We start from the raw sequence: 25,418 nt of genomic DNA on the forward strand, positions 1-25,418 counted from the left end.
TTCTTCTAGAAATAATTATAAATTATGAAAAAACCACTGCTAAACGAGCATTGGCCACTTTTCCATATGGAATATCCACAATTTTTTTTCTCGTTTTAATTTTAATTTCAACTGATACGATTTGGCCATCAAACTGTGTTAATATTCCTTCAAATGTTTTTTCCCCATCTATGGGCTCATACGTCTTAATAAAAACATTTTTGCCGATTGCTTTTTCAAAATCCTTTTCGTTTTTAAGAGGGCGTTCAGCTCCCGGTGATGATACCTCTAAGAAATAGTTATAAGGAATGGGGTCAACCTCATCAAGCTTGACGCTTAATTGTTCACTGACAAGTCCGCATTCTTCTATATCGACACCCGTTTCCTTATCAATAAATATGCGAAGGAACCAATCTCTTCCTTCTTTTACATATTCAATATCAACTAATTCTAATTTAAGCTCATCTAAAATAGGGGTGACTAATTCTTCAACCTTTTCAGTCACTTTGCTCATAATATCCCTCCTTTATCAACAATCTTAACCTCGCGTTGTTTTTCCCGTTATTAGAGTATCCACCTGTCTTGACCGAAAAAAGCGTACACAACACGAAAGAGTGGGTTGCCCCACTCTTCTTTTACGAGAGTTATAAATAGTATTTCCATTAAAACTATACCATAACCAATTTTTTTATGCAAATGGAATTGCTGTCAATTCAAGGTTTTGAAACGATATCTATTGCTTTATTCTCCTTAAAATAAAGAAAGCTGGTTTTGCTCTGGCAATGATTCCAGGCAGCCGTGGTTATCCAAATACTCAATGATCGTCTTGGATAACTTGCCTCGCTGCTGAAGATCTTCCTTCGAAAGGAATTCTCCTTCCTCCCTTGCCTTTACAATATTAATAGCTGCATTTGTTCCGAGACCTGGAATCGCATTAAATGGAGGAATCAGCGCTCCGTCATCAATAATAAATTCATTTGCACTTGAGCGATAGAGATCAACCTTCTTAAATTTAAATCCTCGCTCGCTCATTTCAAGGGCAAGCTCCATCACAGTTAATAAGTTTTTCTCCTTATTAGAAGCATCCAAGCCCTTCGCATTAATATCGTCAATTAATGATCGTATCGCCTGTGATCCTTTTGCCATCGCATCGACATCAAAGTCCTCTGCACGAACAGTAAAATAAGCTGCATAATATAGAAGCGGATGATGAACTTTAAAATAAGCAATCCGAACGGCCATTAACACATATGCAGCCGCATGCGCTTTAGGGAACATGTATTTGATTTTTTTGCAGGAATCAATATACCATTCCGGTACTTTATTCTTTCTCATTTCTTCTTCCATTTCATCGCTTAAACCTTTACCTTTACGTACGGATTCCATAATTTTAAAAGCGAATGCTGGCTCCAATCCTTGATAGATTAAATACACCATTATGTCATCACGACAGCCAATTACTTCACTCAGTGTACATATTCTATTATGAATAAGCTCCTGTGCGTTTCCCAGCCAAACATCCGTACCGTGTGACAGACCAGAGATTTGAACCAGCTCAGAGAAAGTAGTAGGTTTCGTATCCTCTAACATTTGCCGTACGAATCTTGTTCCAAATTCCGGAATGCCAAGCGTTCCTGTTTTACACATGATTTGCTCTGCTGTTACGCCTAAAGACTCCGTTCCGCTAAATATTTTCATTACTTCAGGATCATCCGTTGGGATCGTTTTCGGATCAATTCCGCTTAAATCCTGAAGCATCCGAATGACTGTTGGATCGTCGTGTCCGAGTATATCAAGCTTTAATAAATTGTCATGAATGGAATGAAAATCGAAATGGGTCGTTTTCCATTCTGAATTTTTATCATCTGCCGGAAATTGAATCGGCGAGAAATCATAAATATCCATATAATCAGGAACAACGATAATTCCTCCTGGATGCTGACCAGTCGTTCTCTTTACCCCAGTGCATCCTGAAGCAAGACGATCAATTTCCGCTCCTCTTAATTGAAGATTGTTATCTTGCTGATAAGCTTTGACATAGCCAAAGGCTGTTTTATCCGCTACAGTACCGATCGTCCCCGCACGGTAAACGTATTCTTCACCGAAAAGGACCTTTGTATAGTTGTGTGCACGCGGCTGATATTCACCTGAGAAATTTAAATCAATATCAGGAACCTTATCCCCTTTAAATCCAAGGAATGTTTCGAAAGGAATGTCGTGTCCATCCTTTCTATATGTTGCCCCGCATTCTGGACAGTCCTTGTCAGGCAAGTCATAGCCAGAACCGACAGAACCATCATTAAAAAATTCTGAATGCTTGCAGTCTGGGCAAACATAGTGTGGAGGAAGTGGGTTAACCTCTGTGATTTCTGTCATCGTTGCAACTAAAGAGGAGCCTACAGAGCCACGTGAACCAACAAGATAGCCATCATCTAACGATTTTTTAACTAGCTTATGCGAGATCAAATAGATAACAGCAAACCCATGACCAATAATACTTTTCAATTCCTTTTCCAAACGCGCTTCGACAATTTCAGGTAAATTTTCCCCATAAATGCTTCTAGCCATTTCATAGCTCATGTTGCGCATTTCATCGTCTGCACCCTCAATTTTAGGTGTATACAGATCATCTTTAATCGGTTTTATTTCATCGATCATATCCGCAATTTTATTCGTATTTTCAACAACAATTTCTCGTGCTTTCTCCTTTCCTAAAAACTTGAAAGCATCGAGCATTTCATTCGTGGTTCGAAAATGGACATCCGGGAGCTTATGACGATTTAATGGATTCGCTCCACCCTGTGAATTAATAAGAATTTTCCTGTAGATTTTATCATTGGGATTTAAATAATGAACATTTCCAGTCGCTACGACCGGAAGTCCTAACTTGTCACCAAGCTGGACAACCTTCCCAATAATATCCTCCAGCGCTTTTTCATCTCGAACTAATTCTAGCTCCAAAAGATGTGCATATACTTCCTTGGGATGTACCTCAATATAATCATAGAATTGCGCAGTCTCTTCTACCTCTTCAGGTGATTTCTGCATCATCCCCTCGAACACTTCACCTTTATCACAACCAGACCCTATTAGAAGTCCTTCACGATATTTTTCAAGCTGGGACCTAGGTATTCTTGGCACTCGATAGAAATAATTCAGGTGAGAAATAGACACAAGCTTAAAAAGATTTTTCAAGCCTGCCTCTGTTTGTGCAAGCAATGTACAATGATAAGGTCTTGCACGTTGATATGCATTACCCTGACCCATATTATCATTAAATTGATCGTGATACTCGATTCCCTTTTCAGTTGCATCCTTCAGCATTTTCAAAAGGAGGTAACCGGTTGCTTCAGCATCATAGATTGCTCGGTGATGCTGTGTTAATTCAATATCAAATTTCTTTGCAAGTGTGTTCAATCGATGGTTCTTCATATCTGAATAAAGAAAGCGTGCAAGCTCAAGTGTATCAATGACTGGATTTGCAGCTTTGCCTAGATTGATTTTCTTATAGCCGACATTTAGAAAACCCATATCGAAAGATGCATTATGGGCTACTAATATCGCGTCACCCGTCCATTCATGGAAATCTTTCAGGACATCCTCTATCTCTGGTGCATTTTCAACAAGGTCATCTGTAATTCCAGTTAAATTGATGGTTGTTGCAGAAAGCCGATGGTGTGGATTCGCAAACGATTCAAAACGGTCAATTATTTCCCCATCGCGGATTTTTACGGCTGCAAGTTCAATGATCGTATCATACACTGCTGATAAGCCAGTAGTTTCTACGTCGAAAACAACATACGTATCCTCACTTAATTGCCGATGTGAGCTGTTATATGCGATTGGAACCCCATCATCCACTAGATTCACTTCAACCCCATATAAGATCTTAATATCATTTTTCTTTCCAGCACCAAATGCCTCTGGAAATGATTGAACTACAGCATGGTCTGTGATTGCAACTGCCTTATGTCCCCATTTTTTCGCTTGTCCAACTAGTGCACTGACAGATGATACTGCATCCATCTGACTCATTGGCGTATGCAGATGCAACTCCACACGTTTTTCATTTTCTGGAGCCGTGTCTTTTCTTTGGATTGGCTTGATTTCGTTAATATCATTCCCGATCATAACGAGGTCGCGGACAAAGGTGTCATTTTGAACACTGCCGCGGACCTTTAGCCACATTCCTTTTTGAACATGCTGGTATAAAGCTGCATCTTCCTTGTCGCGGGAAAACATTTTAACAAGAATGGAGCTTGTATAATCCGTAATTTTAAAGGTTAGGAGCGTTCTTCCACTGCGAAGCTCTCGCGTTTCTGCTGAAAAAACATATCCTTCAACCGCTACACGTCTTTCTTCATCAACGATATCAATGAGCTTTCTGTAATCTGCATCATCTTTAATTGTTAAACCAATCATAAGCGGTCCTTGAAGAACTGCAGCATCCCCAGAATCAGCTTCCGCTTCTTTCTTTTGCATATCGATTAACGCTTGCAATCCTCGCTCTTGATCCTCTTTTTCCTTCGCTTCAATAAACCTTTGGTACTCTTCATTTGCAGTTTCAGCTGAAATATCCGTATCAATGACTAATGGAGGAAATCCAACCGCCTCAAACACTTGACTAATTAGACTTGCATATTTTCGTTTAATGGATAAACCTTCCGCTTCATTTCTCACATTGATGACGATTTTATTTCCATGTATTGCCGGAATTTGTTCATTTAATAGTTTAATTAAAGGAGGAGCCATTCCCTCCATTTCTTGAATACAATATTGCCAGTATTCTAAAACTAATTGTTCATTAAATTGCTGATTTTTCACTAGAATCGTAAAAGAAACATTAGCTATGTGTGAAAAGGTCTTTTCCAGCTGTGTTGAAAAAAGGCTAAAATATTGAAACGGAAGAATGGTTTCAAAGCCAAAATAAAAATGCCACTTTTTCGCCTTTTTTTCTATCACTACTTTGTTAATTTCAGCCTGTTGAAATTGCTGTACAATCAAATCATCAGTTAAATTCAGCTGTTGGAGCAAGAGTTGGAAACGCTCTTTATTGCCTAGGGCATTCTCCATCTTTCTCTCTCCCATCTATATATATTTCTATCTATCATTTTTCCATAAGACTTCTTTAGACTTTGATAATTATAACATAACCTTTCAGGGGTTATAACCTTTGAAAGCGAGGAATATTTCGCTAAAAAAAATTTGGATTCCCATAAAGAGAATCCAATAAAAAATTAATGTATTTCTATTAGCTGCATAATTGTTTCCACTAGCTGATCTTTATGAACTTCTTGCATCTCACCTGATTTTCGAACTTTCACTTCTACTATTCCTTCTCCAGCTTTTTTTCCAATCGTAATACGAATTGGCAAACCAATTAAGTCGGAATCAGCAAATTTTACACCAGGACGTTCTTGGCGATCATCCATTAATACATCTAGTTTGTTCTTTTTTAATTGCCCATACAGTTCCTCTGCAAGAGCTACTTGGGATTCATCTTTTGTATTTATAGGAATCAAATGGATATCAAATGGAGAAATATCCGCAGGCCATAATAGCCCATTCTCATCATTATACTGTTCAACAATTGCTGCCATCACACGAGATACTCCAATTCCATAGCAGCCCATAATCATCGGCTGGTTTCTTCCGTTTTCATCCAAATAGGTAGCACCCATGGCTTCACTGTAACGAGTTCCTAGTTTAAAGATATGTCCGACTTCAATTCCCTTTGCAAAAAGAATGGTTCCCTCTCCATCTGGTGAGAGATCTCCTTCTTGAATAAAACGAAGATCAGCATATTGAGCAACCTTAAAATCACGTTCTAGGTTAACATTCATATAATGGACATCTTCTTCATTTGCCCCACAAACAGCATTCACTAACCCCGCAATGGCATGGTCAGCAATAATTTCAACTGAATTTGCGCCAACTGGTCCAAGAGAGCCAACTGAACAGCCAAGAATTTTATTTGCTTCCACTGCATCCGCAAGCTCAACCTCAGATGCTTCTAACAAGTTTTTCAGCTTAATATCGTTTACTTCGTGATCCCCACGAACTAATACTAATACATGTTTGTCATCCACTTTAAAAAGCAATGATTTAATACATTGATCCTTCTTAACATGAAGAAATGCAGAAACTTCTTCAATCGTTTTTTGACCTTCAGTCTTCACCTTTTGTAATTCTTTTTGTGGCTCATCGCTTTTCTCATACGTATTAATGACCGGTGCCATTTCAATATTTGCAGCATAATTTGATGTGTCAGAATAGGCAATCGTATCTTCACCAATTTCAGATAATACCATAAACTCATGAGTATCTTTCCCGCCCATTGCACCAGAATCAGCAATAACCGCACGAAAATTTAGTCCGCAGCGAGTGAAAATATTTGTATACGCTTGATACAGCTTCTCATACATCTCATCAAGACTGGCATGAGATGTATGAAAAGAGTATGCATCCTTCATGATGAATTCTCTACCACGCAGAATACCAAAACGAGGACGTTTTTCATCCCTGAACTTTGTTTGAATTTGATATAAAGCAAGCGGCAATTTTTTATATGACTTAATTTCATCACGAACAAGGCTAGTGATGACTTCCTCATGAGTAGCTCCTAGAGCAAAATCACGCTCATGACGATCCTTAAGTCTCATAAGTTCTGGACCATATGTATACCATCTTCCTGATTCCTGCCATAGCTCTGCAGCCTGCATAGCTGGCATCAATAACTCGACCGCACCTGCTTGATCCATTTCCTCTCGGACAATCGTTTCAATTTTTTTCAATACCTTTTGAGCTAGCGGCAAATAACTATAGATCCCACTAGCATTTTGGCGGATATAGCCCGCTCTTAATAATAATTGATGGCTCTTTATCTCTGCATCGGCTGGCACTTCTCTTAAGGTAGGAATAAGCGTCATACTTTGTTTCATTTAATAGCACCTCTATTATGAATTAATAATAAATATAGGGTCAAATCCTAATGGAGTAAGACCCTAAAGGAATAATATTATAAGAAAAATCTTTGAATATCATTCCATGTTACAACAAGCATTAACAGCATTAAAAGAGCGAAACCAATAAAATGGACCATTCCCTCTTTGTGACGATCAATTGGCTTTCCTCTTACCGCTTCAACAGCAAAGAACATAAGTCTTCCACCGTCTAATGCTGGAATTGGCAATAAGTTCATGATTCCAAGGTTAATACTCAAAATTGCTGCCCATTTCATTAAATAGAATATACCTGATTTCGCCACTGTATCAGTAGAAACATAAATACCTACAGGGCCTGAAAGGGCATCAATAGAAAACTGTCCAGTCACTAGCTTTCCTAGCATAACAAAAATTTCTTTTGTCCAAAGGTACGTTTCTTTCGCGCCATGTGAAATTGCTTTAAAAGGTGATTTCTCCATAGGCTGGAATACACCTATGATGCCAATTTTTTCTCCATCGGCTTCTTGAACTTTTGGTGTTACAGGCAATTGAAGTTCTTTTCCATCTCGTTCAAGAGAGAATTGTAATTCTTTGTTTGGATGTTTGCGTATGATTTCAACAACATCTGACCATCCAGATATTTCTGCACCATCAACACTTTGAATATAATCTCCCTCTTTCAGACCTGCTTCCATTGCAGCGCCATCCTCTGTCAGCTTACCAAGAACGGGATCATTCGTTGGGATCCCCTGCAGAATCCCAATCAAAACAAATACGACGAAGGCAAGGATAAAATTCATCATCGGTCCGGCAAAAATTGCCATTGTTCTTTGCCAAAGTGTTTTTGAGGCAAATTGTCTATCGTACGGAGCAATCAGTGTTTCTGTTCCATTTTCTACTAATACGGCTTTTGGACTTATTGGAAAAGATTGCAGTCTCTCCTCTTCGTCCCCTTCAACATAACCCTTTATTACTAGCTTATGCTCAATATCCGCATGTTCTACCTCGACAACTCTTGCATCCGGATATTTTTCTTTGTTTGTTAAAATAACTTTCTCCGCTTCTTCTTTCTCATTAAACAGCAATCCAATCCGGTAGCCCGGTTTAATCTCGACCATTTCAGGATCTTCCCCAGCCATTCGAACAAACCCGCCAATAGGAAGCAGCCTAAGCGTATAAATTGTTTCCCCTTTTTTATGAGAAAAGATTTTAGGACCGAAGCCGATGGCAAATTCCCTGCATAGAATTCCAGCCCGTTTTGCAAAGATAAAATGGCCTAATTCATGAAAAAATACTAGGGCCCCAAATATAACAATAAAAGCTATAACTGTACTCAATTTATAACCACCTTTTTAAAAGATAAGAAATTTATCTTTTCTGAGTTAGAGAGCAATCTAGCTTCAACAGCAAAAGAGGTAGTTTTCCCTCTTAGATGCTGAAACTTATCTTTATAAAAGTGAGTTTACATATTTTCTTGTTTCTGCGTCTACTTCCTGAATTTCAATGAGTCCAGGGTTTGAGATGTTATTATGCTTGCTCAAAGCTTTTTCAATAAGATCTTCAATTTGCAGGAAAGATATTTTTCCATCTAGAAATGCGGCAACTGCTGCTTCATTAGCAGCATTTAGTACAGCAGGCATGGTTCCGCCCGCCCTGCCAGCTTCAAAGCTAAAATGTAAGCAGCGGAAACGGTCCAAATCCATTTTGCTAAAATGCAGCTTACCAATCTCTGCTAAATTAAGACGTTTAGCAGTTGGAAGGATCAATCTATCAGGATATGTAAGTGCATACTGAATAGGAACTCTCATATCCGGTGTTCCAAGCTGAGCAATAATGCTGCTATCATGGAACTCTACCATTGAATGTATGATACTTTCCTTATGCAATAATACATCAATTTTGTTATAGGGTATTGAAAATAACCAGTGTGCTTCAATTACTTCTAATCCTTTATTCATCATTGTGGCTGAATCAATAGTAATTTTCGCCCCCATAGACCAGTTAGGATGATTTAATGCATCCTCCAGCGTAACATTTCGTAATTCTTCTCTCGTGCGATCTCTGAAGCTTCCACCAGATGCTGTTATGATTAATTTTTCTATGTTTTTTTCTTTCTCTCCTTGTAATGCTTGAAAAATGGCAGAATGCTCACTATCTACTGGAAGCAAGGAGACATTATTGCGCTTAGCTTCTTCCATAACAAGATGACCAGCTGTGACAAGTGTCTCCTTGTTTGCTATGGCAATTGTTTTTTTCTCCTTAATAGCTTCTAGAGTCGGAGTTAGTCCAACACTCCCAGAAACTGCATTAACAAGAACATCAGCTTTATGATAAACAGCCACTTCAATAAGTCCATCTTTTCCATAGGTAAAGTGGGTTCCTGGAAATTCCGCTTTTAGGTTGTTTACTAATGATTCTTCCGCAACCGAAACAAGCTCCGGCTTGAATTCCTTAATAATTTTTCTCGTCAGCTCAATATTTCTTCCCGCTGAAATAGCAGCAAGCTTAAATTCAGATGGATGTTCTTTAATAACGTCCAAAGTTTGGGTACCGATTGATCCGGTTGCCCCCATTAAACTAATATACTTCAATTTAATTCATCTCCTGTTGGAAAAAGAAAGACACATCATTTTTTAGAGTAAGTACATCTTTGAAGTTTGCGAATGTCTTGCGCAAGCGCCCTATCACCTATCAAACTTCAGGTCCCCACCCTCCGATAAGTCGACATCATTTCGTTCCTCTCATAGTGTCTCCTTTATCGAAAGAACCGGCCCTCCCATTTGTATGGCGATGATCAAAGCGCTTCCGCTTTTCTAAAATAAATAAATAAAATGGATGAGCGGCCATACAAATAATAAACTGTCAAAGCGATCTAATATCCCGCCATGACCTGGCATAATTTTTCCAGAATCCTTCACATCATAATGCCGCTTTAATGCTGATTCAACTAGATCACCAATTTGTCCAAAAACAGATAATACGACAGTGATGATTAGCAATTGAAATAATGAAGCCGGAATATCTGTGAATAGGAGAAATAGGACGGCTACAATTAGCGCACAGAAAACTCCTCCGACAGATCCCTCTATTGTTTTGTTCGGGCTGATCTCAGGCCATAGCTTCTTCTTCCCAATAGCTCGGCCAATAAAATAGGCTCCTGAATCTGTTGCCCAAATGATAAACAACGAGAAGAAAATAAAAATTAAACCTTCTTCCCTAGTTTCAATAAAATAATAAAAACCAATCCCAACGTATAATGTAGATAATATTGAAAATGCTACATCATCAAAAGTAAATTTATTTTTCGTTACTACTGTATAAGTTAAGAATAGCAATACAGCAAGCAAAGCAAACTCAATTTTTGTAAAATGGATGAAATTCAGCAGAGTCTGAAATTGATTTGGAAGAAGAAATATCCATAATAACAATAAGGATATGATCCCTGGAACAGAGATAATACTTAGTTTGCGCATTTTTAGTAGTTCATAGAGTGCAATTGATGCCAATAAGTAGGCTAATATGACAACTGGCATTCCTCCAATAATTACAACTGGGAGGAAAATTGCACCAAATACAATCGCTGATATAATTCTTTGCTTCATTTAATTTTCAACACCTTTGTTAAACTCCTCCAAAACGCCTTTGTCTATTTTGGAAAACCTCAATCGCTTCGATAAAATGGTCCTCTGCAAAATCAGGCCAAAGCACATCAGTAAACCAAAACTCCGTATAAGCTAGCTGCCAGAGCATAAAGTTGCTTAGGCGGATTTCACCACTCGTACGAATTAAAAGATCCGGATCATTTAGTCCGTTTGTCATTAAATAAGAAGAAAAAATATCCTCATTTAACTCATTCTCATCTATTATACCATTTTTGCAATCTTTTAAGACTTCCTTAATTCCTTCAATTATTTCAGATCGGCTTCCATAGTTTAGAGCAAAATTTAATATTAAACCAGTATTGTCCTTCGTATCTTCCATTGCTTTCTCTATTGCATTTCTTGTATGAGCAGGCAGCATTTCTTTGTCACCCATCATGACTACTTTCACATTTTCTTCAACCAGCTCTGGAAGAAACGAACCTAGAAACTCCTCAGGCAGCTTCATAAGATAATCCACTTCTAGTTTTGGCCGTTTCCAATTTTCTGTAGAGAATGCATAAAGAGTCAACGCTTTTACGCCAACATGATTAGCTACTCTCGTAATTTTCCGAACTACCTTCATTCCTTCATGGTGTCCAGCTATTCTTGGCAAAGCTCTCTTTTTTGCCCATCTGCCATTGCCATCCATAATAATTGCTATATGGGAAGGAATTTGGTGCTCTTGTATTTTCAACATTCTTTCTCGGAGTTCGGAAGAGCTGCTTTGATTCTTCCATCGTTTTATTTTATTTAACATAAGACTGCTCCTTTAAGGTAGGTTAATCTTACCCTCCGATAAAAAAATCAACCCTATTTCTGCATGATAATATCATACCAAAAATAAAGAAAGATATCTCTATAAAAAGAATATGTACATTTGTAATAAATAAGAATAATTCATCTCATCTATATCAAGATTTAATTAACGATCCTCATATTTCAAGGTAAGAGTAAAAAAACCCCCTATAAATAGAGGGTCACAATTTCTATTCACGATCAAAATTTTAAACTTCTAGAATTTCTTTTTCCTTATCTTTCGTGATCGAATCAATTTTGCTGATTTGCTCATCTGTTAGCTTTTGGATGTCATCAGAGTAACCGCGTAAATCATCTTCCGTGATTTCACCGTTCTTCTCGAGTTTCTTTAAATCATCATTTGCATCACGGCGAACATTACGAATAGCAATCTTTGCCTCTTCTGATTCTTTTTTCACAAGTTTTACGAGATCTTTTCTTCGTTCTTCTGTTAGCTGAGGGATAGTAAGTCGTATAATATTTCCATCATTTGAAGGAGTTAAACCGATATCTGATTTTAAAATAGCTTTTTCAATGTCGCCAAGAATTGATTTATCGTATGGCTGAATTACAAGCAGGCGTGCCTCAGGAACTGAAATACCTGCTAATTGATTAACTGGTGTAGGTGCACCATAATAATCAACCGTTATTCTATCAAGCAATGATGCATTGGCTCTGCCTGCACGAATACTTGCAAGCTCACGAGTATATGCTTGAATTGCTTTCGTCATTCTTTCCTTTGCATTGGCAATAACTTGTTTTGGCATTATTTTTTCCCCCTTACAATAGTTCCAATTGGTTCACCCATTACTGCACGATTAATATTACCCTGCTCCATGATTGAAAACACAATTAATGGAATATCATTATCCATACATAAAGAAGATGCTGTTGAATCCATGACAGCTAAACCTTCTTTAATCACATCAAGATAAGAGAGCTGATCATATTTCTTCGCATTTTTATCGATGCGCGGGTCTGCTGAATATACACCGTCGACATTATTTTTTGCCATTAAAATGACTTCTGCTTCAATCTCAGCAGCTCTAAGTGCAGCTGTTGTATCTGTTGAAAAATAAGGATTTCCTGTTCCAGCAGCAAAAATGACGACGCGTTTTTTCTCTAGATGGCGAATCGCCTTTCTGCGAATATATGGTTCTGCCACTTGTCTCATTTCAATAGATGTTTGAACTCTTGTCTCTACGCCTAATTGTTCCAGGCTATCTTGAAGAGCTAATGAGTTCATGACTGTTGCAAGCATCCCCATATAATCTGCATTTGCTCTATCCATACCCATTTCTTCTCCAATTTTCCCGCGCCAGATATTGCCTCCGCCTACAACGACAGCTACTTCAACACCTAATTGGGCTAAATCTTTGACCTGTGATGCTACTGACTTGATTACTGCAGGATTGATTCCAAATCCTTGCTCTCCTGCTAAAGCTTCTCCGCTTAACTTTAAAACAACTCGTTTATATTTTGGGCTGCTCATAAGAACCTCCATATGTAATATAGGAATGCTAAGCACATGTAGTACTGTAGCTAAACATTTATTGAATGTATTTAGTCTTGAAAAACAGGGAACACAATGTGTTCCCTGAGATGACAATTTCTAGTTGTGAATTATTCTTATAAATGTATGAGCAGAAATTATTTTTTAACTTGACTCATAACTTCTTCAGCAAAGTTATCTTCACGCTTTTCAATACCTTCTCCTACTTCAAAGCGTACAAACTCACGGATTTTTCCGCCTTTAGATTCAACGAATTTCCCAACCTTTTGATCAGAATTCTTAACGAATGCTTGATCGTTAACACATACTTCTTCAAAATACTTGCTTAAACGGCCTTCAACCATTTTCGCAACGATATTTTCAGGCTTTCCTTCGTTAAGAGCTTGCTGTGTTAATACTTCACGCTCACGCTCAACTTCTTCTTGAGATACTTCGTCACGAGAAACATACTTAGGGTTAAGAGCAGCGATATGCATAGATACGTCTTTCGCAGCTTCCTCATCAGTTGTTCCTTCAAGTACTGTTAATACACCGATACGTCCACCCATGTGTAAGTAAGCACCAAATGCATCGTTATCAGTTTTTGTTTTCACTTCAAAACGGCGCAAGCTTAGCTTTTCACCAATTTTTGCAATAGCAGCATTAATGTGAGCTTCAACAGTAGCTCCGTTTGCCATTGTTTGAGCAGCAGCTTCTTCAACAGATGCAGGCTTGTTTGCTAGTAAGTGATCTGCTAATTCCTTAACTAATGTTTGGAATCCTTCGTTTTTAGAAACGAAATCTGTTTCAGAGTTTACTTCAAGAATAACTGCAGCGTTTCCATCTACTTTTACAGAAGTTAAACCTTCTGCAGCAATACGGTCACCTTTTTTAGCAGCTTTAGCAATTCCTTTTTCACGAAGGAAATCGATTGCTTTTTCCATATCACCGTCTGTTTCTTGAAGCGCTTTTTTACAATCCATCATACCCGCGCCTGTTTTTTCACGTAGTTCTTTAACCATTTGTGCAGTAATTGCCATTATGAAATCCTCCTTAGAATTAGTTATGTAGTTATATCATTACCAAATTTACGTTACCCAAAAGCTATCTTTAGCTTATTCTTTAAAAAAAGGTGATAAAGGGGCTCCCTCTTATCACCTTTTTATTGTAGCCTAAATTTGTTAGCGTCTTTGGAGTTAGATAGATATCTAGCTCCAGCGCCTATCGCCTATCAAACTTCAGGTCCACTCCCTACGATAAGTCAACATCGAATCGCTATCGCTCTTCGTGTTTCCTATATCTCAGTCGCGGTCCTTCCAGTTTTTACGGCGATGATCAAGGCGCTTCCGCTTTAAGATTAAGCAGTTGTAACTTCTTCACCTTGTTTAGCTTCAAGAATCGCATCAGCCATTTTTCCTGTTAAAAGTTTAACAGCACGAATAGCATCATCGTTTGCAGGGATAACAACATCGATTTCATCTGGATCACAGTTTGTATCAACGATACCAACGATCGGAATGTTTAATTTATGTGCTTCTGCAACAGCAATGCGTTCTTTACGAGGATCGATGATAAATAAAGCGTCCGGAAGACCCTTCATATCTTTGATTCCGCCTAAGAACTTTTCTAAGCGCTCTTGCTCTTTTTTCAATTGAACAACTTCTTTTTTAGGAAGTACTTCGAAAGTGCCGTCTTCAGACATTCTTTCGATATCTTTAAGACGTGAAATACGCTTTTGAATTGTTTCAAAGTTTGTTAATGTACCACCTAACCAGCGTTGGTTAACATAGTACTGACCTGAACGGATTGCTTCTTCTTTAACTGAGTCTTGAGCTTGTTTCTTAGTTCCTACGAAAAGGATTGTACCGCCGTTTCCAGCAAGTTCCTTTACGAAGTTGTAAGCTTCTTCAACCTTTTTAACTGTTTTTTGAAGGTCGATGATATAAATGCCGTTACGCTCTGTGAAAATATATTTTTTCATCTTAGGGTTCCAACGGCGAGTTTGGTGTCCAAAATGTACACCAGCTTCAAGCAATTGCTTCATTGAAATTACTGACATGTGTATTTCCTCCTAATGGTTTGTTTTCCTCCGCTTAGATCATTTTTAATCGGGAACTGACTTTGCCAGCACCATCCGATTAAATCAATAAGCGTGTGTATTAACACCATTTGTTAATATATCATAATAATAATATACATTCAAGTTTTTTCTATTGATTGCTTTGGAATTTTAACAGCAGCTCAATCTCTGTTTTCCCTTTATTTAGCTTCTGTGCAATTTTTTCTTCTGTAAAACCTTGGTCTTTCAGGGCAAGCACTTGCTTTAAAAACGAATCCTCGTTTAAATGGCTTGTTGAGTTATTTGCTGAATTCTCATTTTCTACAATTACATCATTGCTATTCTCAAGTGAGGGCAATTTGACTAAATGATCATCTATTGATTCATGATTCTTAGAATTTCCACTATTAAAAACCGCTTTTGCATTTTGTTTATACACATTTGCCGCTTTATAAGCAGATGCCTTTCCAATTCGGCTCTGAAGAAGGTTTTCTTTAGATTCATTCACTTGAACTGCGTCAGTGTCTTTTTCTTTCGCCTTTTTGATCGTACTATTTTTTTTGGAATCGATTTCATTTATTGGTGCTGATCGAATCTCTATATTCTTTACCCGATGAATAAATGCTTCGTTTTCTTCTTTCATTTGCAGCAAATAAGCAGATATAACTTCTTCCATTTCAGAAATCATATTCTCTTGCTTTCTCTCAACTTGAAATAGGCGATTTTGGCGAAGAAATAAAATGATAATAGAAAAAATAGCTATAACATTTAAAAATAAACTAAAGATTAATAAAAAAGTGGTCATATAATCCCTCTATCCACTAAAATCAATTACAGTCCCTTTATAAGGGTGATATTCTTTTTTCTTCCCTTGCTTTTCTTCATTCTGATCTTCATTTTCTTGTTGATGGCTTAAATCATGATGTTGATCCTTTTTCTTTTGCGAAAGTTGAACATTTCCCTTCTGCTCTTGCTTTACGACAGTTTTTCTTTTTTTCTCCTCTTCCTTTAAAGTTTGTTGAGCGGCTATTTCATTCATATTTTGTCCGCGCTGCTGCAGCTGCTCTTGAATTTTACTTGCTTCAATTGTTCTAGGCAAGGCGATTTGCATTTCTACAGATTTTAAGCTCATACATATTCACCCTTGTTATGTACTTTGTAATAGTAAGCTATTCGATATACATGATTCAGAAACGATTTCACCATTTGAAAAATAATAACGGCAATTTGAATATTTTTTCTGAATTTGTATGGCATATTTTCCAAAGTGCAATGTAGTATTAGGGAAAATATTTTCGTATATGTATACAGATGAATCGTATTTCTCGTTCATTTCTATTTCTAGCCTGTCAATTTCTTCATCCAAATCTTTTAATTGTTGGACAATATGTTCTTTAGTTACTCTTTGTTTAAAAATGATCGCCTTTTGTTCTTCTGAAAGAAAACCTTTTACTTTACCAATTTGCAACAATTTTTGTTCAATATTTACTAATTTTTTGAGATTCTCATTTAATTCATTCTTTTCTTTAACAAGATCATTTTCTTTTTCAGCTAACTTATAATCAGCACCTGCACGAACTTCTGTTTTCGTAAATAACTTATTTCCAACTTCCTTTACATGAAGGTCCTTTCCTACAGATAAAATGCCTCCTATAACAAGTGCTTTTCTGCAGAATAATGAACCCCCAGCTTGGACATCGCTATGCAATATGGAATTTTCCACAAAAACATCTTGTTCTGCCTGCACATTTGCTTGGTTCAGATAAGCTGCTTGAATATTGCCATTGGCAATTAAACATCCTTTATGACTGCCTGAAACACCACCGGAAATAACGATATTTCCTTCTGCAAAAATAGTAGCAGCTTCCACTAAACCAAATATTTTAACATCTCCCCCAGCCTTCACCTCATATCCGCTAGGAACGTTTCCTTTAATAACAACATTCCCTATAAAATCTATATTACCTGTTTTCAGGTCTAGATCCCCATTCACTTCAAATACAGGATTAACCGAAATCATTTTATTTGTAACGCTTATTTGTCCATCAGAAGTTGAGTAGAATTTTGAACCATTCAATATGACATTTTTTCCAGGTCGTATTATAAGCGGTTTTCCATTTTTTGCAGGTATGATCCGGCCTGTTACATCCGTTCCAGTTGACCCAGGTGTTGGGGGGATAACCGTCGCAAGCGTTTGGCCTGCCTTAACTGATGGAATATTAATAACATTGCGGAAATTAAATTTTTCTCTTTTCTCACATTTTTCACTTTGGACTTCATCCAGCAAATAAGCATCCATTCCCTCTTTAGGAGGGATTCCCTCAGCTATAATGATAGGATAAGAAATCGATAATGGCCGAATGCTAATCTCTCTAACCGCATCCTCTTTTATGCCAAAAACAATTTTTTCTTTATTTAGGAAGTGAATAAGTTCTTCGTATGTTAGCAACAGATCCCCTTCAGATTTTTCAATTAATTCAATTTTTGCTGATAACCGATTCTTTTCAATCAAAACACGGAAATGCTTTTCCATTCGTTATCACCACTTTCCCCTTAGAATTTAGAATACTTTTTCCAATGCATGCCGTAATTTAAAAATCGCCTTGGAATGAATTTGAGAAATTCTGGATGTAGAAAGATTCATGACTTGTCCAATCTCGGTGAGGGTCAGCTCCTCTTTATAAAACAAACTAATTACTAGCTGTTCTTTATCATTTAATTGGGAAATTAATTGTACCATTTCAGCAATCATTTCATCTTTTATTATTTTCTCTTCAGGCGTTTTTGTGCCTTCATCTTTAATGATAAAAGAGTGGACATCTTTATCGTCTTGATCATTTGGCTTTTCATCAATCGAAAGAATATTCGCAAAAAAGTGTTCATTCATGACTGAATGGACCTCTTCCTCCATCATATTCACCTCTAAGGCAATTTCTTGGATGGTTGCCTTCCGTGCTAACCGCTGTTCTAGCTTTTCAATTGCTGCTTCAATTTTTTTTGCTTTTTCTCTTGTATTTCGAGGCAGCCAATCCTCTTTTCGTAGACCATCTAAAATTGCACCGCGAATTCTAAAAGAAGCATACGTATCGAACTTCAAATCACGATCTGGTTCAAACTTCTCCAAAGCATCATATAAACCCATTAAGCCAAGACTTCTCAAATCATCCCTTGAAATATTTCTCGGCAGGTTTACGGAAATACGCTGGACATGGTAACTCACAAGAGGTATATATTTTTGAACGAGAAAATTTCCCGCTTGAGCATCACGAGAAGTGACCCAACTTTGCCAATATGTTTGTTCTTCCGTCATTTGATGTGCCATATGGTCATCCTCCTCAAACGTTTACATTTTTCGTTACTACCTAATAGTATATCAAAAAAATTATGAACAAAATAGACAATGATTCTCTTAATAAAGTACAAAAAAGGAAAACAGCCCTTTCATTCAGAAAGAAGCTGAATTCGTTTCTTGTCCTTATAATTCCTGAATGCCTTTATTCACTGTTCGGATATGTAAGATGCAGTTTTGCGGATTAAACTCGATGGTTCTTCCGCTATTTCCGCCTACATCCTCAGCAACAATTTTAATATTTAATGATGCTAGCTCTAACTTGACAGCTTCCACATTCCTAGGACCGATACGCATCATATCACTACCGCCTGAAAATTGAAACATTTGTGCTCCACCAGCAATTTTCGCCTTTAAAAAATTTGCTCGTGCCCCGTGACAAATTAATTTTGAAACAAGATCCTTTACAGCTGTATCAGCATACTTAGCGATATTTAAGACACCTGACTTAGCAAGAGAAGAGTCTGGAAGCATCACATGGGCAAGTCCAGCAATTTCTCTTGTTTGATCATAAATAACAACCCCTACACAGGAGCCTAAACCCGATGTGCGAATGATATCTGGTGTTTTAACTATATTCATATCAGCAATTCCGACTTTTATAATGGTTTTACTTTCAATCATTATGCGGAACTCCTAAAGATTTAAATATTATTTGAAAAGAATCTGGATCAGGCAAGAGGAAAAAATGTCCCTTCACATATTCTGCGCTTTCATCCTCATCTTCATTCAGGGCTGTATCTATGACAATTGCATAGTCACTTACATGAGATAATTCTATCAGGCCGTAGCTTATTATCGCTCCAACCATATCAATACTTAATGCTGGAACAGAAGGGTATAAGGATAGATTCGTAAAATCTGATAGAGATGTTAAATAGGAACCTGAAAGAATATTCCCTAATTCCTGTAAAGCTGATAAACCTATTTCACTATATGGAGGAGATTCAAGGGAAAAACTTTCATCTCCGATCATTTCCCTAATGAAGCTAGTCGCCTGTTCAACCGGCAATACAAAAAACATACTCCCCGGAGCTTCCCCCTCAATTCTTAAAAAAACACCAGCGACAACATTTTCAGCTCCGCCCGCCATATTCATCATCTCATCAAATGAAACAATTTGTACGTTAGGAACTTTCATATCAATTTTTTTATTTAATAATTTTGATAAAGCTGTCGCTGCATGACCTGCACCAATATTTCCAATTTCCTTTAATATATCAAGGTGGATGGATGAGATTTTTTCAATAAACCCCATTTGGTTATCCTTCGTTTCTAGAGGAGCTAAATGATTCAGTATCCAATATCATTTCCAAATCAATAAGAATCAGCAATCTCTTACCAATTTTCGCAACACCATTAATATATTCAACTTCTTTTACCCCAACCACTTCGGGCGGTGGCTCAATCGAAGCAACAGGAATATCGATAACATCGTTAGCCAAATCTACAATAAATCCAACCTCTAAATCATTAACAGATACAATAATTACACGAGTACTATCAGTAAAATTCTCTTCTTCAATTCCAAATCTGCTTCGAAGATCGATGATTGGAGTAATCACCCCACGAAGATTAATAACACCTTTAATAAATTTCTCCGTACGTGGAACCCTAGTTATATGTTCAACCTTTTCAATTCCTTGAACATGATTAACTGGAATCGCATATTCCTTATCTTTTAATTGGAAAACGATTAATTTTATATCAGCCGCTAAAGTATCAGCCATTCGTATTCACCCCATAACTAGACTGTCAAAAAACTCTCTGCAAATCACCTGAAAAATCAGCATTAAGGTTATTTAATTAATGCATTGCAATCAACAATCAAGGCAACTTGACCATTCCCTAGAATCGTAGCACCTGAAATGGCAAATACATTTGTTAAATAATTTCCTAAAGATTTTAAAACAACTTCCTGCTGTCCAATAAACGAATCAACAACTAGACCAGCCATTTTATCACCTTTTCGAACAATTACAACTGAGTAAAACTCATCATCTTCTGTAACAACAGGTACTTCAAAAATATCTTTTAAGAACAGAAGCGGTACGACCTTCCCTCTAAAATCAATTACTCTCTGATTATGTGCATTTAGTATCTCTGCTTTATTCACAATCGCTGTTTCTATAATGGACGATAGCGGAATAGCAAACTTTTCATTTTGAATTTCTGTTAACATGACTGAAATTATTGATAGAGTCAGTGGCAGCTGGATTGAGAATATTGACCCTTGCCCAAGACGCGATTCAATTGAAATTGTTCCGCCTAAAGATTCAATCGTACTTTTCACAACATCTAATCCCACACCACGGCCAGAAACATCTGATATTTTTTCAGCAGTGGAAAATCCTGATGCTAAAATCAATTCATAAACTTGATTATCTGTCATAGTTGCTGCAGCTTGTTCAGTTACAATCCCTTTACTTAACGCTTTAGCTAGAACTTTATCTCTGCTAATCCCTGCTCCATCATCCTCGATCTCTATAAATACATGATTTCCGCTGTGGTAAGCTTTAAGTACAACAGTTCCTTCTTCAGGTTTCCCATTTGTTTTTCTCACCTCAGGCGTTTCCACACCATGGTCAAGAGCATTTCTAATTAAATGCACAAGCGGATCACCAATTTCATCAATAACTGTACGGTCCAGCTCAGTTTCTGCACCGATGATTTCTAGATTGATTTTCTTATTTAAATCCCGTGCCAATTGTCGAACCATCCGAGGGAAGCGATTAAAGACCGTTTCAACTGGAACCATGCGCATATTAAGGATAATATTCTGTAAATCACCCGTTACTCTTGACATACGTTCAACCGTTTCATGCAATTCTTGATTATTTAAATCTCTTGAAATTTGTTCTAATCGACCTCTATCAATGACCAATTCTTCGAACAAATTCATTAAAATATCCAGTCTTTCAATATTTACTCGAATGGTTTTACTGCTTGCATGTTTAGAAGATGAAGCTGTCTTCTTATCCTCTTGCTTATTTGCTGTATCTACGCTTTTAACCATTTCATTTGCCGGTATTTCATTATCCGTCGATTTAACAGATTCCACTTCTTCCTCATAATGGCGAAGATCATCTAAAGAGATTGAAAATACATCTGCTTTTTCAACCTCAGAAACCTTCATTAATTTCTTTTGTATATCGTCCTTCATTTCCTTCGAAACGATTGTTACCGTAAATTCATGATCAAACTGTTCTTCTTCAAGCTGATCAACGGAAGGATTGGATTTAATAACTTCACCAATCTTTTCTAAGATTTCAAAAATCATAAATACTCTTGCTGCTTTTAATAAGCAATCTTCTCTTAAAGCAACAGTAATTTCAAATGTATCAAATCCTTGTTCCTTTGACTGCTGAAGTACAGTGTATTCAAACTCATCATNTTAATATATCAAGGTGGATGGATGAGATTTTTTCAATAAACCCCATTTGGTTATCCTTCGTTTCTAGAGGAGCTAAATGATTCAGTATCCAATATCATTTCCAAATCAATAAGAATCAGCAATCTCTTACCAATTTTCGCAACACCATTAATATATTCAACTTCTTTTACCCCAACCACTTCGGGCGGTGGCTCAATCGAAGCAACAGGAATATCGATAACATCGTTAGCCAAATCTACAATAAATCCAACCTCTAAATCATTAACAGATACAATAATTACACGAGTACTATCAGTAAAATTCTCTTCTTCAATTCCAAATCTGCTTCGAAGATCGATGATTGGAGTAATCACCCCACGAAGATTAATAACACCTTTAATAAATTTCTCCGTACGTGGAACCCTAGTTATATGTTCAACCTTTTCAATTCCTTGAACATGATTAACTGGAATCGCATATTCCTTATCTTTTAATTGGAAAACGATTAATTTTATATCAGCCGCTAAAGTATCAGCCATTCGTATTCACCCCATAACTAGACTGTCAAAAAACTCTCTGCAAATCACCTGAAAAATCAGCATTAAGGTTATTTAATTAATGCATTGCAATCAACAATCAAGGCAACTTGACCATTCCCTAGAATCGTAGCACCTGAAATGGCAAATACATTTGTTAAATAATTTCCTAAAGATTTTAAAACAACTTCCTGCTGTCCAATAAACGAATCAACAACTAGACCAGCCATTTTATCACCTTTTCGAACAATTACAACTGAGTAAAACTCATCATCTTCTGTAACAACAGGTACTTCAAAAATATCTTTTAAGAACAGAAGCGGTACGACCTTCCCTCTAAAATCAATTACTCTCTGATTATGTGCATTTAGTATCTCTGCTTTATTCACAATCGCTGTTTCTATAATGGACGATAGCGGAATAGCAAACTTTTCATTTTGAATTTCTGTTAACATGACTGAAATTATTGATAGAGTCAGTGGCAGCTGGATTGAGAATATTGACCCTTGCCCAAGACGCGATTCAATTGAAATTGTTCCGCCTAAAGATTCAATCGTACTTTTCACAACATCTAATCCCACACCACGGCCAGAAACATCTGATATTTTTTCAGCAGTGGAAAATCCTGATGCTAAAATCAATTCATAAACTTGATTATCTGTCATAGTTGCTGCAGCTTGTTCAGTTACAATCCCTTTACTTAACGCTTTAGCTAGAACTTTATCTCTGCTAATCCCTGCTCCATCATCCTCGATCTCTATAAATACATGATTTCCGCTGTGGTAAGCTTTAAGTACAACAGTTCCTTCTTCAGGTTTCCCATTTGTTTTTCTCACCTCAGGCGTTTCCACACCATGGTCAAGAGCATTTCTAATTAAATGCACAAGCGGATCACCAATTTCATCAATAACTGTACGGTCCAGCTCAGTTTCTGCACCGATGATTTCTAGATTGATTTTCTTATTTAAATCCCGTGCCAATTGTCGAACCATCCGAGGGAAGCGATTAAAGACCGTTTCAACTGGAACCATGCGCATATTAAGGATAATATTCTGTAAATCACCCGTTACTCTTGACATACGTTCAACCGTTTCATGCAATTCTTGATTATTTAAATCTCTTGAAATTTGTTCTAATCGACCTCTATCAATGACCAATTCTTCGAACAAATTCATTAAAATATCCAGTCTTTCAATATTTACTCGAATGGTTTTACTGCTTGCATGTTTAGAAGATGAAGCTGTCTTCTTATCCTCTTGCTTATTTGCTGTATCTACGCTTTTAACCATTTCATTTGCCGGTATTTCATTATCCGTCGATTTAACAGATTCCACTTCTTCCTCATAATGGCGAAGATCATCTAAAGAGATTGAAAATACATCTGCTTTTTCAACCTCAGAAACCTTCATTAATTTCTTTTGTATATCGTCCTTCATTTCCTTCGAAACGATTGTTACCGTAAATTCATGATCAAACTGTTCTTCTTCAAGCTGATCAACGGAAGGATTGGATTTAATAACTTCACCAATCTTTTCTAAGATTTCAAAAATCATAAATACTCTTGCTGCTTTTAATAAGCAATCTTCTCTTAAAGCAACAGTAATTTCAAATGTATCAAATCCTTGTTCCTTTGACTGCTGAAGTACAGTGTATTCAAACTCATCATATTGGCTTTTTGCCGCATGTACAGGTTCTGCCACTGATACAGCAATTTCTAATTCTGCCTCAGCTTGTACAGGACTTTCTCCTTTTTCAATAAGCAATAATTTCCCTACAACATCAGAAACATCTCTTTTTCCATCTCCACCATCTGCAATTGATTGCACCATTGCTTCAAGGTCATCCACTGCCAGAAAAACAACATCCAGTATTTCAGGATTGAATTTGATCTTATGATTGCGAATAGCATCAAGGACATTCTCCATTTGATGGGTAAGTTTTGCTAAATCCTCATATCCCATTGTTGCGGACATCCCTTTTAATGTATGGGCAGAACGGAAAATTTCATTTACAATCGTAATATCCTCAGGATTTTTTTCCAATTCAAGAAGCTGTTCATTACATGCCTGCAAATGTTCTTTACTTTCTTCGATAAATACTTCTAAATATTGATTCATATCCATGTGGCCCACACCCCTTAAGCATTAAACATATTTCAAAATAGTTTGTGCTATATTCTCTACGTCTTGAATTTCGTCAATTAAATTAGTGGCTATTGCAGCTTTTGGCATCCCAAAAACGATCGAGGAAGCCTCAGACTCAGCAATTGCTTTCACTGAACCATTTTCCTTTAAAGCGACTAACCCTTTTGAGCCATCTGTTCCCATGCCAGTCATGATCACTGCAACCTTCATATATTGATTAATCTCGCTTATGGATTCAAACAATACATCAACGGCAGGTCTATGCCCATTTCTTGCTTCTGATTGATCTAGGCTTATGACCAAATTTGCCCCTACTTGTTTCGTTCTCATATGATAACCGCCTGGTGCTATATATGCAGTCCCCTTCTGTACAACATCCCCATCGTTTGCTTCCTTAACAGAAATCGCACATAACGAATCCAATCTCGTCGCTAAGGAATTTGTAAACCCGGCTGGCATGTGCTGGACAATAAGAACAGCAGAATCAAGACTGGCAGGTAATCTCGTTAAAACATTTTGAAGAGCCCTTGGACCGCCAGTAGAAGTGCCTATACATATTATTTTCTGCAAAGAGCCTAGCCCTTTTACTACAGGTTTATTTACATGAGGCTCTTCCTTTGGTTCTATTTTACTATAACTTTCAGCCTTAGTAGTAGATAAATATTTGTCTGATGATATTTTTATCAGTTGCTTATGATTTACTTTACTTGCTGACAGTACCTTTCGAACTAGTTCTTCCTTAATTTTATGTAAATCAAGGGATATAGCACCTGAAGGCTTGGCAATAAAATCAATCGCACCCGATTGAATTGCCGCTATCGTATTTTCCGCTCCCTCTTTCGTTGTACTTGATAGCATGATGACCGGAACAGGACATTCTTTCATAATTATTTTTAATGCCTCAATCCCATTTAAAACAGGCATTTCCACATCCATTGTGATAACATCTGGTTTTAATTCTTTTAGCTTTTCAATGCCATCTTTCCCATTTCTTGCTGACCCAACTACTTGAATTCGCGGATCCTCAGATAAAAAGTCAGAGATTAGTTTTCTCATAAAGGCTGAATCATCTACTACTAGCACATTAATCTTAGACATGCTAATCC

21 protein-coding genes and 2 pseudogenes are annotated in these 25,418 nt (G+C 37.1%); all 23 read right to left on the reverse strand.

The window, feature by feature from the left end:
• Positions 1-22 precede the first annotated feature (22 nt).
• The 23 genes and pseudogenes from rimP to C1726_RS00960 all read right to left on the reverse strand — a co-directional run bounded on the left by rimP (position 23) and on the right by C1726_RS00960 (position 25,410).
• Complete coding sequence (gene rimP, locus C1726_RS00855; RefSeq protein WP_102271422.1) at positions 23-493, reverse strand: ribosome maturation factor RimP; 471 nt, start codon at positions 491-493, stop codon at positions 23-25.
• Positions 494-729: 236 nt separating this feature from the next.
• Positions 730-5,052 carry a PolC-type DNA polymerase III gene (locus C1726_RS00860; RefSeq protein ID WP_102271423.1) on the reverse strand — a complete coding sequence of 1,441 codons (4,323 nt, stop codon included), beginning with the start codon at positions 5,050-5,052 and terminating at the stop codon, positions 730-732.
• 164 nt (positions 5,053-5,216) lie between these two features.
• The gene (locus C1726_RS00865; RefSeq protein ID WP_102271424.1) at positions 5,217-6,920 is read right to left on the reverse strand and encodes a proline--tRNA ligase; all 1,704 of its coding nucleotides are present in this window, start codon (positions 6,918-6,920) and stop codon (positions 5,217-5,219) included.
• A gap of 77 nt (positions 6,921-6,997) precedes the next feature.
• Positions 6,998-8,260, reverse strand: a complete 1,263-nt coding sequence (gene rseP, locus C1726_RS00870) for an RIP metalloprotease RseP (protein ID WP_102271425.1) — start codon at positions 8,258-8,260, stop codon at positions 6,998-7,000.
• A gap of 111 nt (positions 8,261-8,371) precedes the next feature.
• Positions 8,372-9,514 carry a 1-deoxy-D-xylulose-5-phosphate reductoisomerase gene (locus C1726_RS00875; RefSeq protein ID WP_102271426.1) on the reverse strand — a complete coding sequence of 381 codons (1,143 nt, stop codon included), beginning with the start codon at positions 9,512-9,514 and terminating at the stop codon, positions 8,372-8,374.
• A gap of 222 nt (positions 9,515-9,736) precedes the next feature.
• Positions 9,737-10,525, reverse strand: a complete 789-nt coding sequence (locus C1726_RS00880; protein WP_102271427.1) for a phosphatidate cytidylyltransferase — start codon at positions 10,523-10,525, stop codon at positions 9,737-9,739.
• A 19-nt stretch (positions 10,526-10,544) separates the two neighbouring features.
• Positions 10,545-11,321, reverse strand: a complete 777-nt coding sequence (locus C1726_RS00885; protein WP_102271428.1) for an isoprenyl transferase — start codon at positions 11,319-11,321, stop codon at positions 10,545-10,547.
• Between the two features lie 247 nt (positions 11,322-11,568).
• On the reverse strand, positions 11,569-12,126 hold the full coding sequence (gene frr / locus C1726_RS00890) for a ribosome recycling factor (protein WP_102271429.1): 558 nt from the start codon (positions 12,124-12,126) through the stop codon (positions 11,569-11,571).
• Positions 12,126-12,851 (reverse strand): UMP kinase, encoded by a 726-nt coding sequence (gene pyrH, locus C1726_RS00895; protein ID WP_102271430.1) that lies wholly within the window; start codon positions 12,849-12,851, stop codon positions 12,126-12,128. The genes frr and pyrH overlap by 1 nt, the downstream gene beginning before the upstream one ends.
• Before the next feature lie 158 nt (positions 12,852-13,009).
• Positions 13,010-13,891, reverse strand: coding sequence for a translation elongation factor Ts (gene tsf, locus C1726_RS00900; protein ID WP_102271431.1), 882 nt, complete (start codon positions 13,889-13,891; stop codon positions 13,010-13,012).
• A gap of 317 nt (positions 13,892-14,208) precedes the next feature.
• Complete coding sequence (gene rpsB / locus C1726_RS00905) at positions 14,209-14,910, reverse strand: 30S ribosomal protein S2 (RefSeq protein WP_053475690.1); 702 nt, start codon at positions 14,908-14,910, stop codon at positions 14,209-14,211.
• A gap of 151 nt (positions 14,911-15,061) precedes the next feature.
• On the reverse strand, positions 15,062-15,715 hold the full coding sequence (locus C1726_RS00910; RefSeq protein WP_102271432.1) for a hypothetical protein: 654 nt from the start codon (positions 15,713-15,715) through the stop codon (positions 15,062-15,064).
• A gap of 9 nt (positions 15,716-15,724) precedes the next feature.
• The gene (locus tag C1726_RS00915) at positions 15,725-16,042 is read right to left on the reverse strand and encodes a hypothetical protein (RefSeq protein ID WP_102271433.1); all 318 of its coding nucleotides are present in this window, start codon (positions 16,040-16,042) and stop codon (positions 15,725-15,727) included.
• Positions 16,043-16,057: 15 nt separating this feature from the next.
• On the reverse strand, positions 16,058-17,443 hold the full coding sequence (locus C1726_RS00920; protein ID WP_102271434.1) for a DUF342 domain-containing protein: 1,386 nt from the start codon (positions 17,441-17,443) through the stop codon (positions 16,058-16,060).
• A 27-nt stretch (positions 17,444-17,470) separates the two neighbouring features.
• Positions 17,471-18,232 (reverse strand): FliA/WhiG family RNA polymerase sigma factor, encoded by a 762-nt coding sequence (locus C1726_RS00925; RefSeq protein ID WP_102271435.1) that lies wholly within the window; start codon positions 18,230-18,232, stop codon positions 17,471-17,473.
• 153 nt (positions 18,233-18,385) lie between these two features.
• A complete protein-coding gene (locus C1726_RS00930; RefSeq protein WP_102271436.1) occupies positions 18,386-18,883 on the reverse strand; it encodes a chemotaxis protein CheD in 498 nt (165 codons plus the stop codon).
• Positions 18,876-19,517 (reverse strand): chemotaxis protein CheC, encoded by a 642-nt coding sequence (locus C1726_RS00935; protein ID WP_102271437.1) that lies wholly within the window; start codon positions 19,515-19,517, stop codon positions 18,876-18,878. The genes C1726_RS00930 and C1726_RS00935 overlap by 8 nt, the downstream gene beginning before the upstream one ends.
• A gap of 4 nt (positions 19,518-19,521) precedes the next feature.
• Positions 19,522-19,989 (reverse strand): chemotaxis protein CheW, encoded by a 468-nt coding sequence (locus C1726_RS00940; RefSeq protein ID WP_102271438.1) that lies wholly within the window; start codon positions 19,987-19,989, stop codon positions 19,522-19,524.
• 68 nt (positions 19,990-20,057) lie between these two features.
• Positions 20,058-21,209, reverse strand: a pseudogene (locus C1726_RS00945) (chemotaxis protein CheA); the annotation flags it as partial.
• 158 nt (positions 21,210-21,367) lie between these two features.
• A pseudogene (locus tag C1726_RS26915) lies at positions 21,368-21,650 on the reverse strand (chemotaxis protein CheA); the annotation flags it as partial.
• 53 nt (positions 21,651-21,703) lie between these two features.
• Positions 21,704-22,171 carry a chemotaxis protein CheW gene (locus C1726_RS00950; protein WP_102271438.1) on the reverse strand — a complete coding sequence of 156 codons (468 nt, stop codon included), beginning with the start codon at positions 22,169-22,171 and terminating at the stop codon, positions 21,704-21,706.
• 68 nt (positions 22,172-22,239) lie between these two features.
• On the reverse strand, positions 22,240-24,291 hold the full coding sequence (locus tag C1726_RS00955) for a chemotaxis protein CheA (RefSeq protein ID WP_102271440.1): 2,052 nt from the start codon (positions 24,289-24,291) through the stop codon (positions 22,240-22,242).
• A 21-nt stretch (positions 24,292-24,312) separates the two neighbouring features.
• Entirely contained in the window at positions 24,313-25,410 is a 1,098-nt protein-coding gene (locus C1726_RS00960; protein WP_102271441.1) for a protein-glutamate methylesterase/protein-glutamine glutaminase, read from the reverse strand.
• Between the last annotated feature and the right edge of the window lie 8 nt (positions 25,411-25,418).

Origin of the sequence: Cytobacillus massiliigabonensis (genome assembly GCF_900199725.1) — a bacterium.
Taxonomy (GTDB): domain Bacteria; phylum Bacillota; class Bacilli; order Bacillales; family Cytobacillaceae; genus Cytobacillus; species Cytobacillus massiliigabonensis.

Excerpts from the sequence above, each read along its gene's own strand:
- rimP (WP_102271422.1), bottom strand. The coding sequence starts at position 493 with ATGAGCAAAGTGACTGAAAAGGTTGAAGAATTAGTCACCCCTATTTTA.
- C1726_RS00860 (WP_102271423.1), bottom strand. The coding sequence starts at position 5,052 with ATGGAGAATGCCCTAGGCAATAAAGAGCGTTTCCAACTCTTGCTCCAA.
- C1726_RS00865 (WP_102271424.1), bottom strand. The coding sequence starts at position 6,920 with ATGAAACAAAGTATGACGCTTATTCCTACCTTAAGAGAAGTGCCAGCC.
- C1726_RS00880 (WP_102271427.1), bottom strand. The coding sequence starts at position 10,525 with ATGAAGCAAAGAATTATATCAGCGATTGTATTTGGTGCAATTTTCCTC.
- C1726_RS00885 (WP_102271428.1), bottom strand. The coding sequence starts at position 11,321 with ATGTTAAATAAAATAAAACGATGGAAGAATCAAAGCAGCTCTTCCGAA.
- frr (WP_102271429.1), bottom strand. The coding sequence starts at position 12,126 with ATGCCAAAACAAGTTATTGCCAATGCAAAGGAAAGAATGACGAAAGCA.
- pyrH (WP_102271430.1), bottom strand. The coding sequence starts at position 12,851 with ATGAGCAGCCCAAAATATAAACGAGTTGTTTTAAAGTTAAGCGGAGAA.
- tsf (WP_102271431.1), bottom strand. The coding sequence starts at position 13,891 with ATGGCAATTACTGCACAAATGGTTAAAGAACTACGTGAAAAAACAGGC.
- rpsB (WP_053475690.1), bottom strand. The coding sequence starts at position 14,910 with ATGTCAGTAATTTCAATGAAGCAATTGCTTGAAGCTGGTGTACATTTT.
- C1726_RS00910 (WP_102271432.1), bottom strand. The coding sequence starts at position 15,715 with ATGACCACTTTTTTATTAATCTTTAGTTTATTTTTAAATGTTATAGCT.
- C1726_RS00915 (WP_102271433.1), bottom strand. The coding sequence starts at position 16,042 with ATGAGCTTAAAATCTGTAGAAATGCAAATCGCCTTGCCTAGAACAATT.
- C1726_RS00920 (WP_102271434.1), bottom strand. The coding sequence starts at position 17,443 with ATGGAAAAGCATTTCCGTGTTTTGATTGAAAAGAATCGGTTATCAGCA.
- C1726_RS00925 (WP_102271435.1), bottom strand. The coding sequence starts at position 18,232 with ATGGCACATCAAATGACGGAAGAACAAACATATTGGCAAAGTTGGGTC.
- C1726_RS00930 (WP_102271436.1), bottom strand. The coding sequence starts at position 18,883 with ATGATTGAAAGTAAAACCATTATAAAAGTCGGAATTGCTGATATGAAT.
- C1726_RS00935 (WP_102271437.1), bottom strand. The coding sequence starts at position 19,517 with ATGGGGTTTATTGAAAAAATCTCATCCATCCACCTTGATATATTAAAG.
- C1726_RS00940 (WP_102271438.1), bottom strand. The coding sequence starts at position 19,989 with ATGGCTGATACTTTAGCGGCTGATATAAAATTAATCGTTTTCCAATTA.
- C1726_RS00950 (WP_102271438.1), bottom strand. The coding sequence starts at position 22,171 with ATGGCTGATACTTTAGCGGCTGATATAAAATTAATCGTTTTCCAATTA.
- C1726_RS00955 (WP_102271440.1), bottom strand. The coding sequence starts at position 24,291 with ATGGATATGAATCAATATTTAGAAGTATTTATCGAAGAAAGTAAAGAA.
- C1726_RS00960 (WP_102271441.1), bottom strand. The coding sequence starts at position 25,410 with ATGTCTAAGATTAATGTGCTAGTAGTAGATGATTCAGCCTTTATGAGA.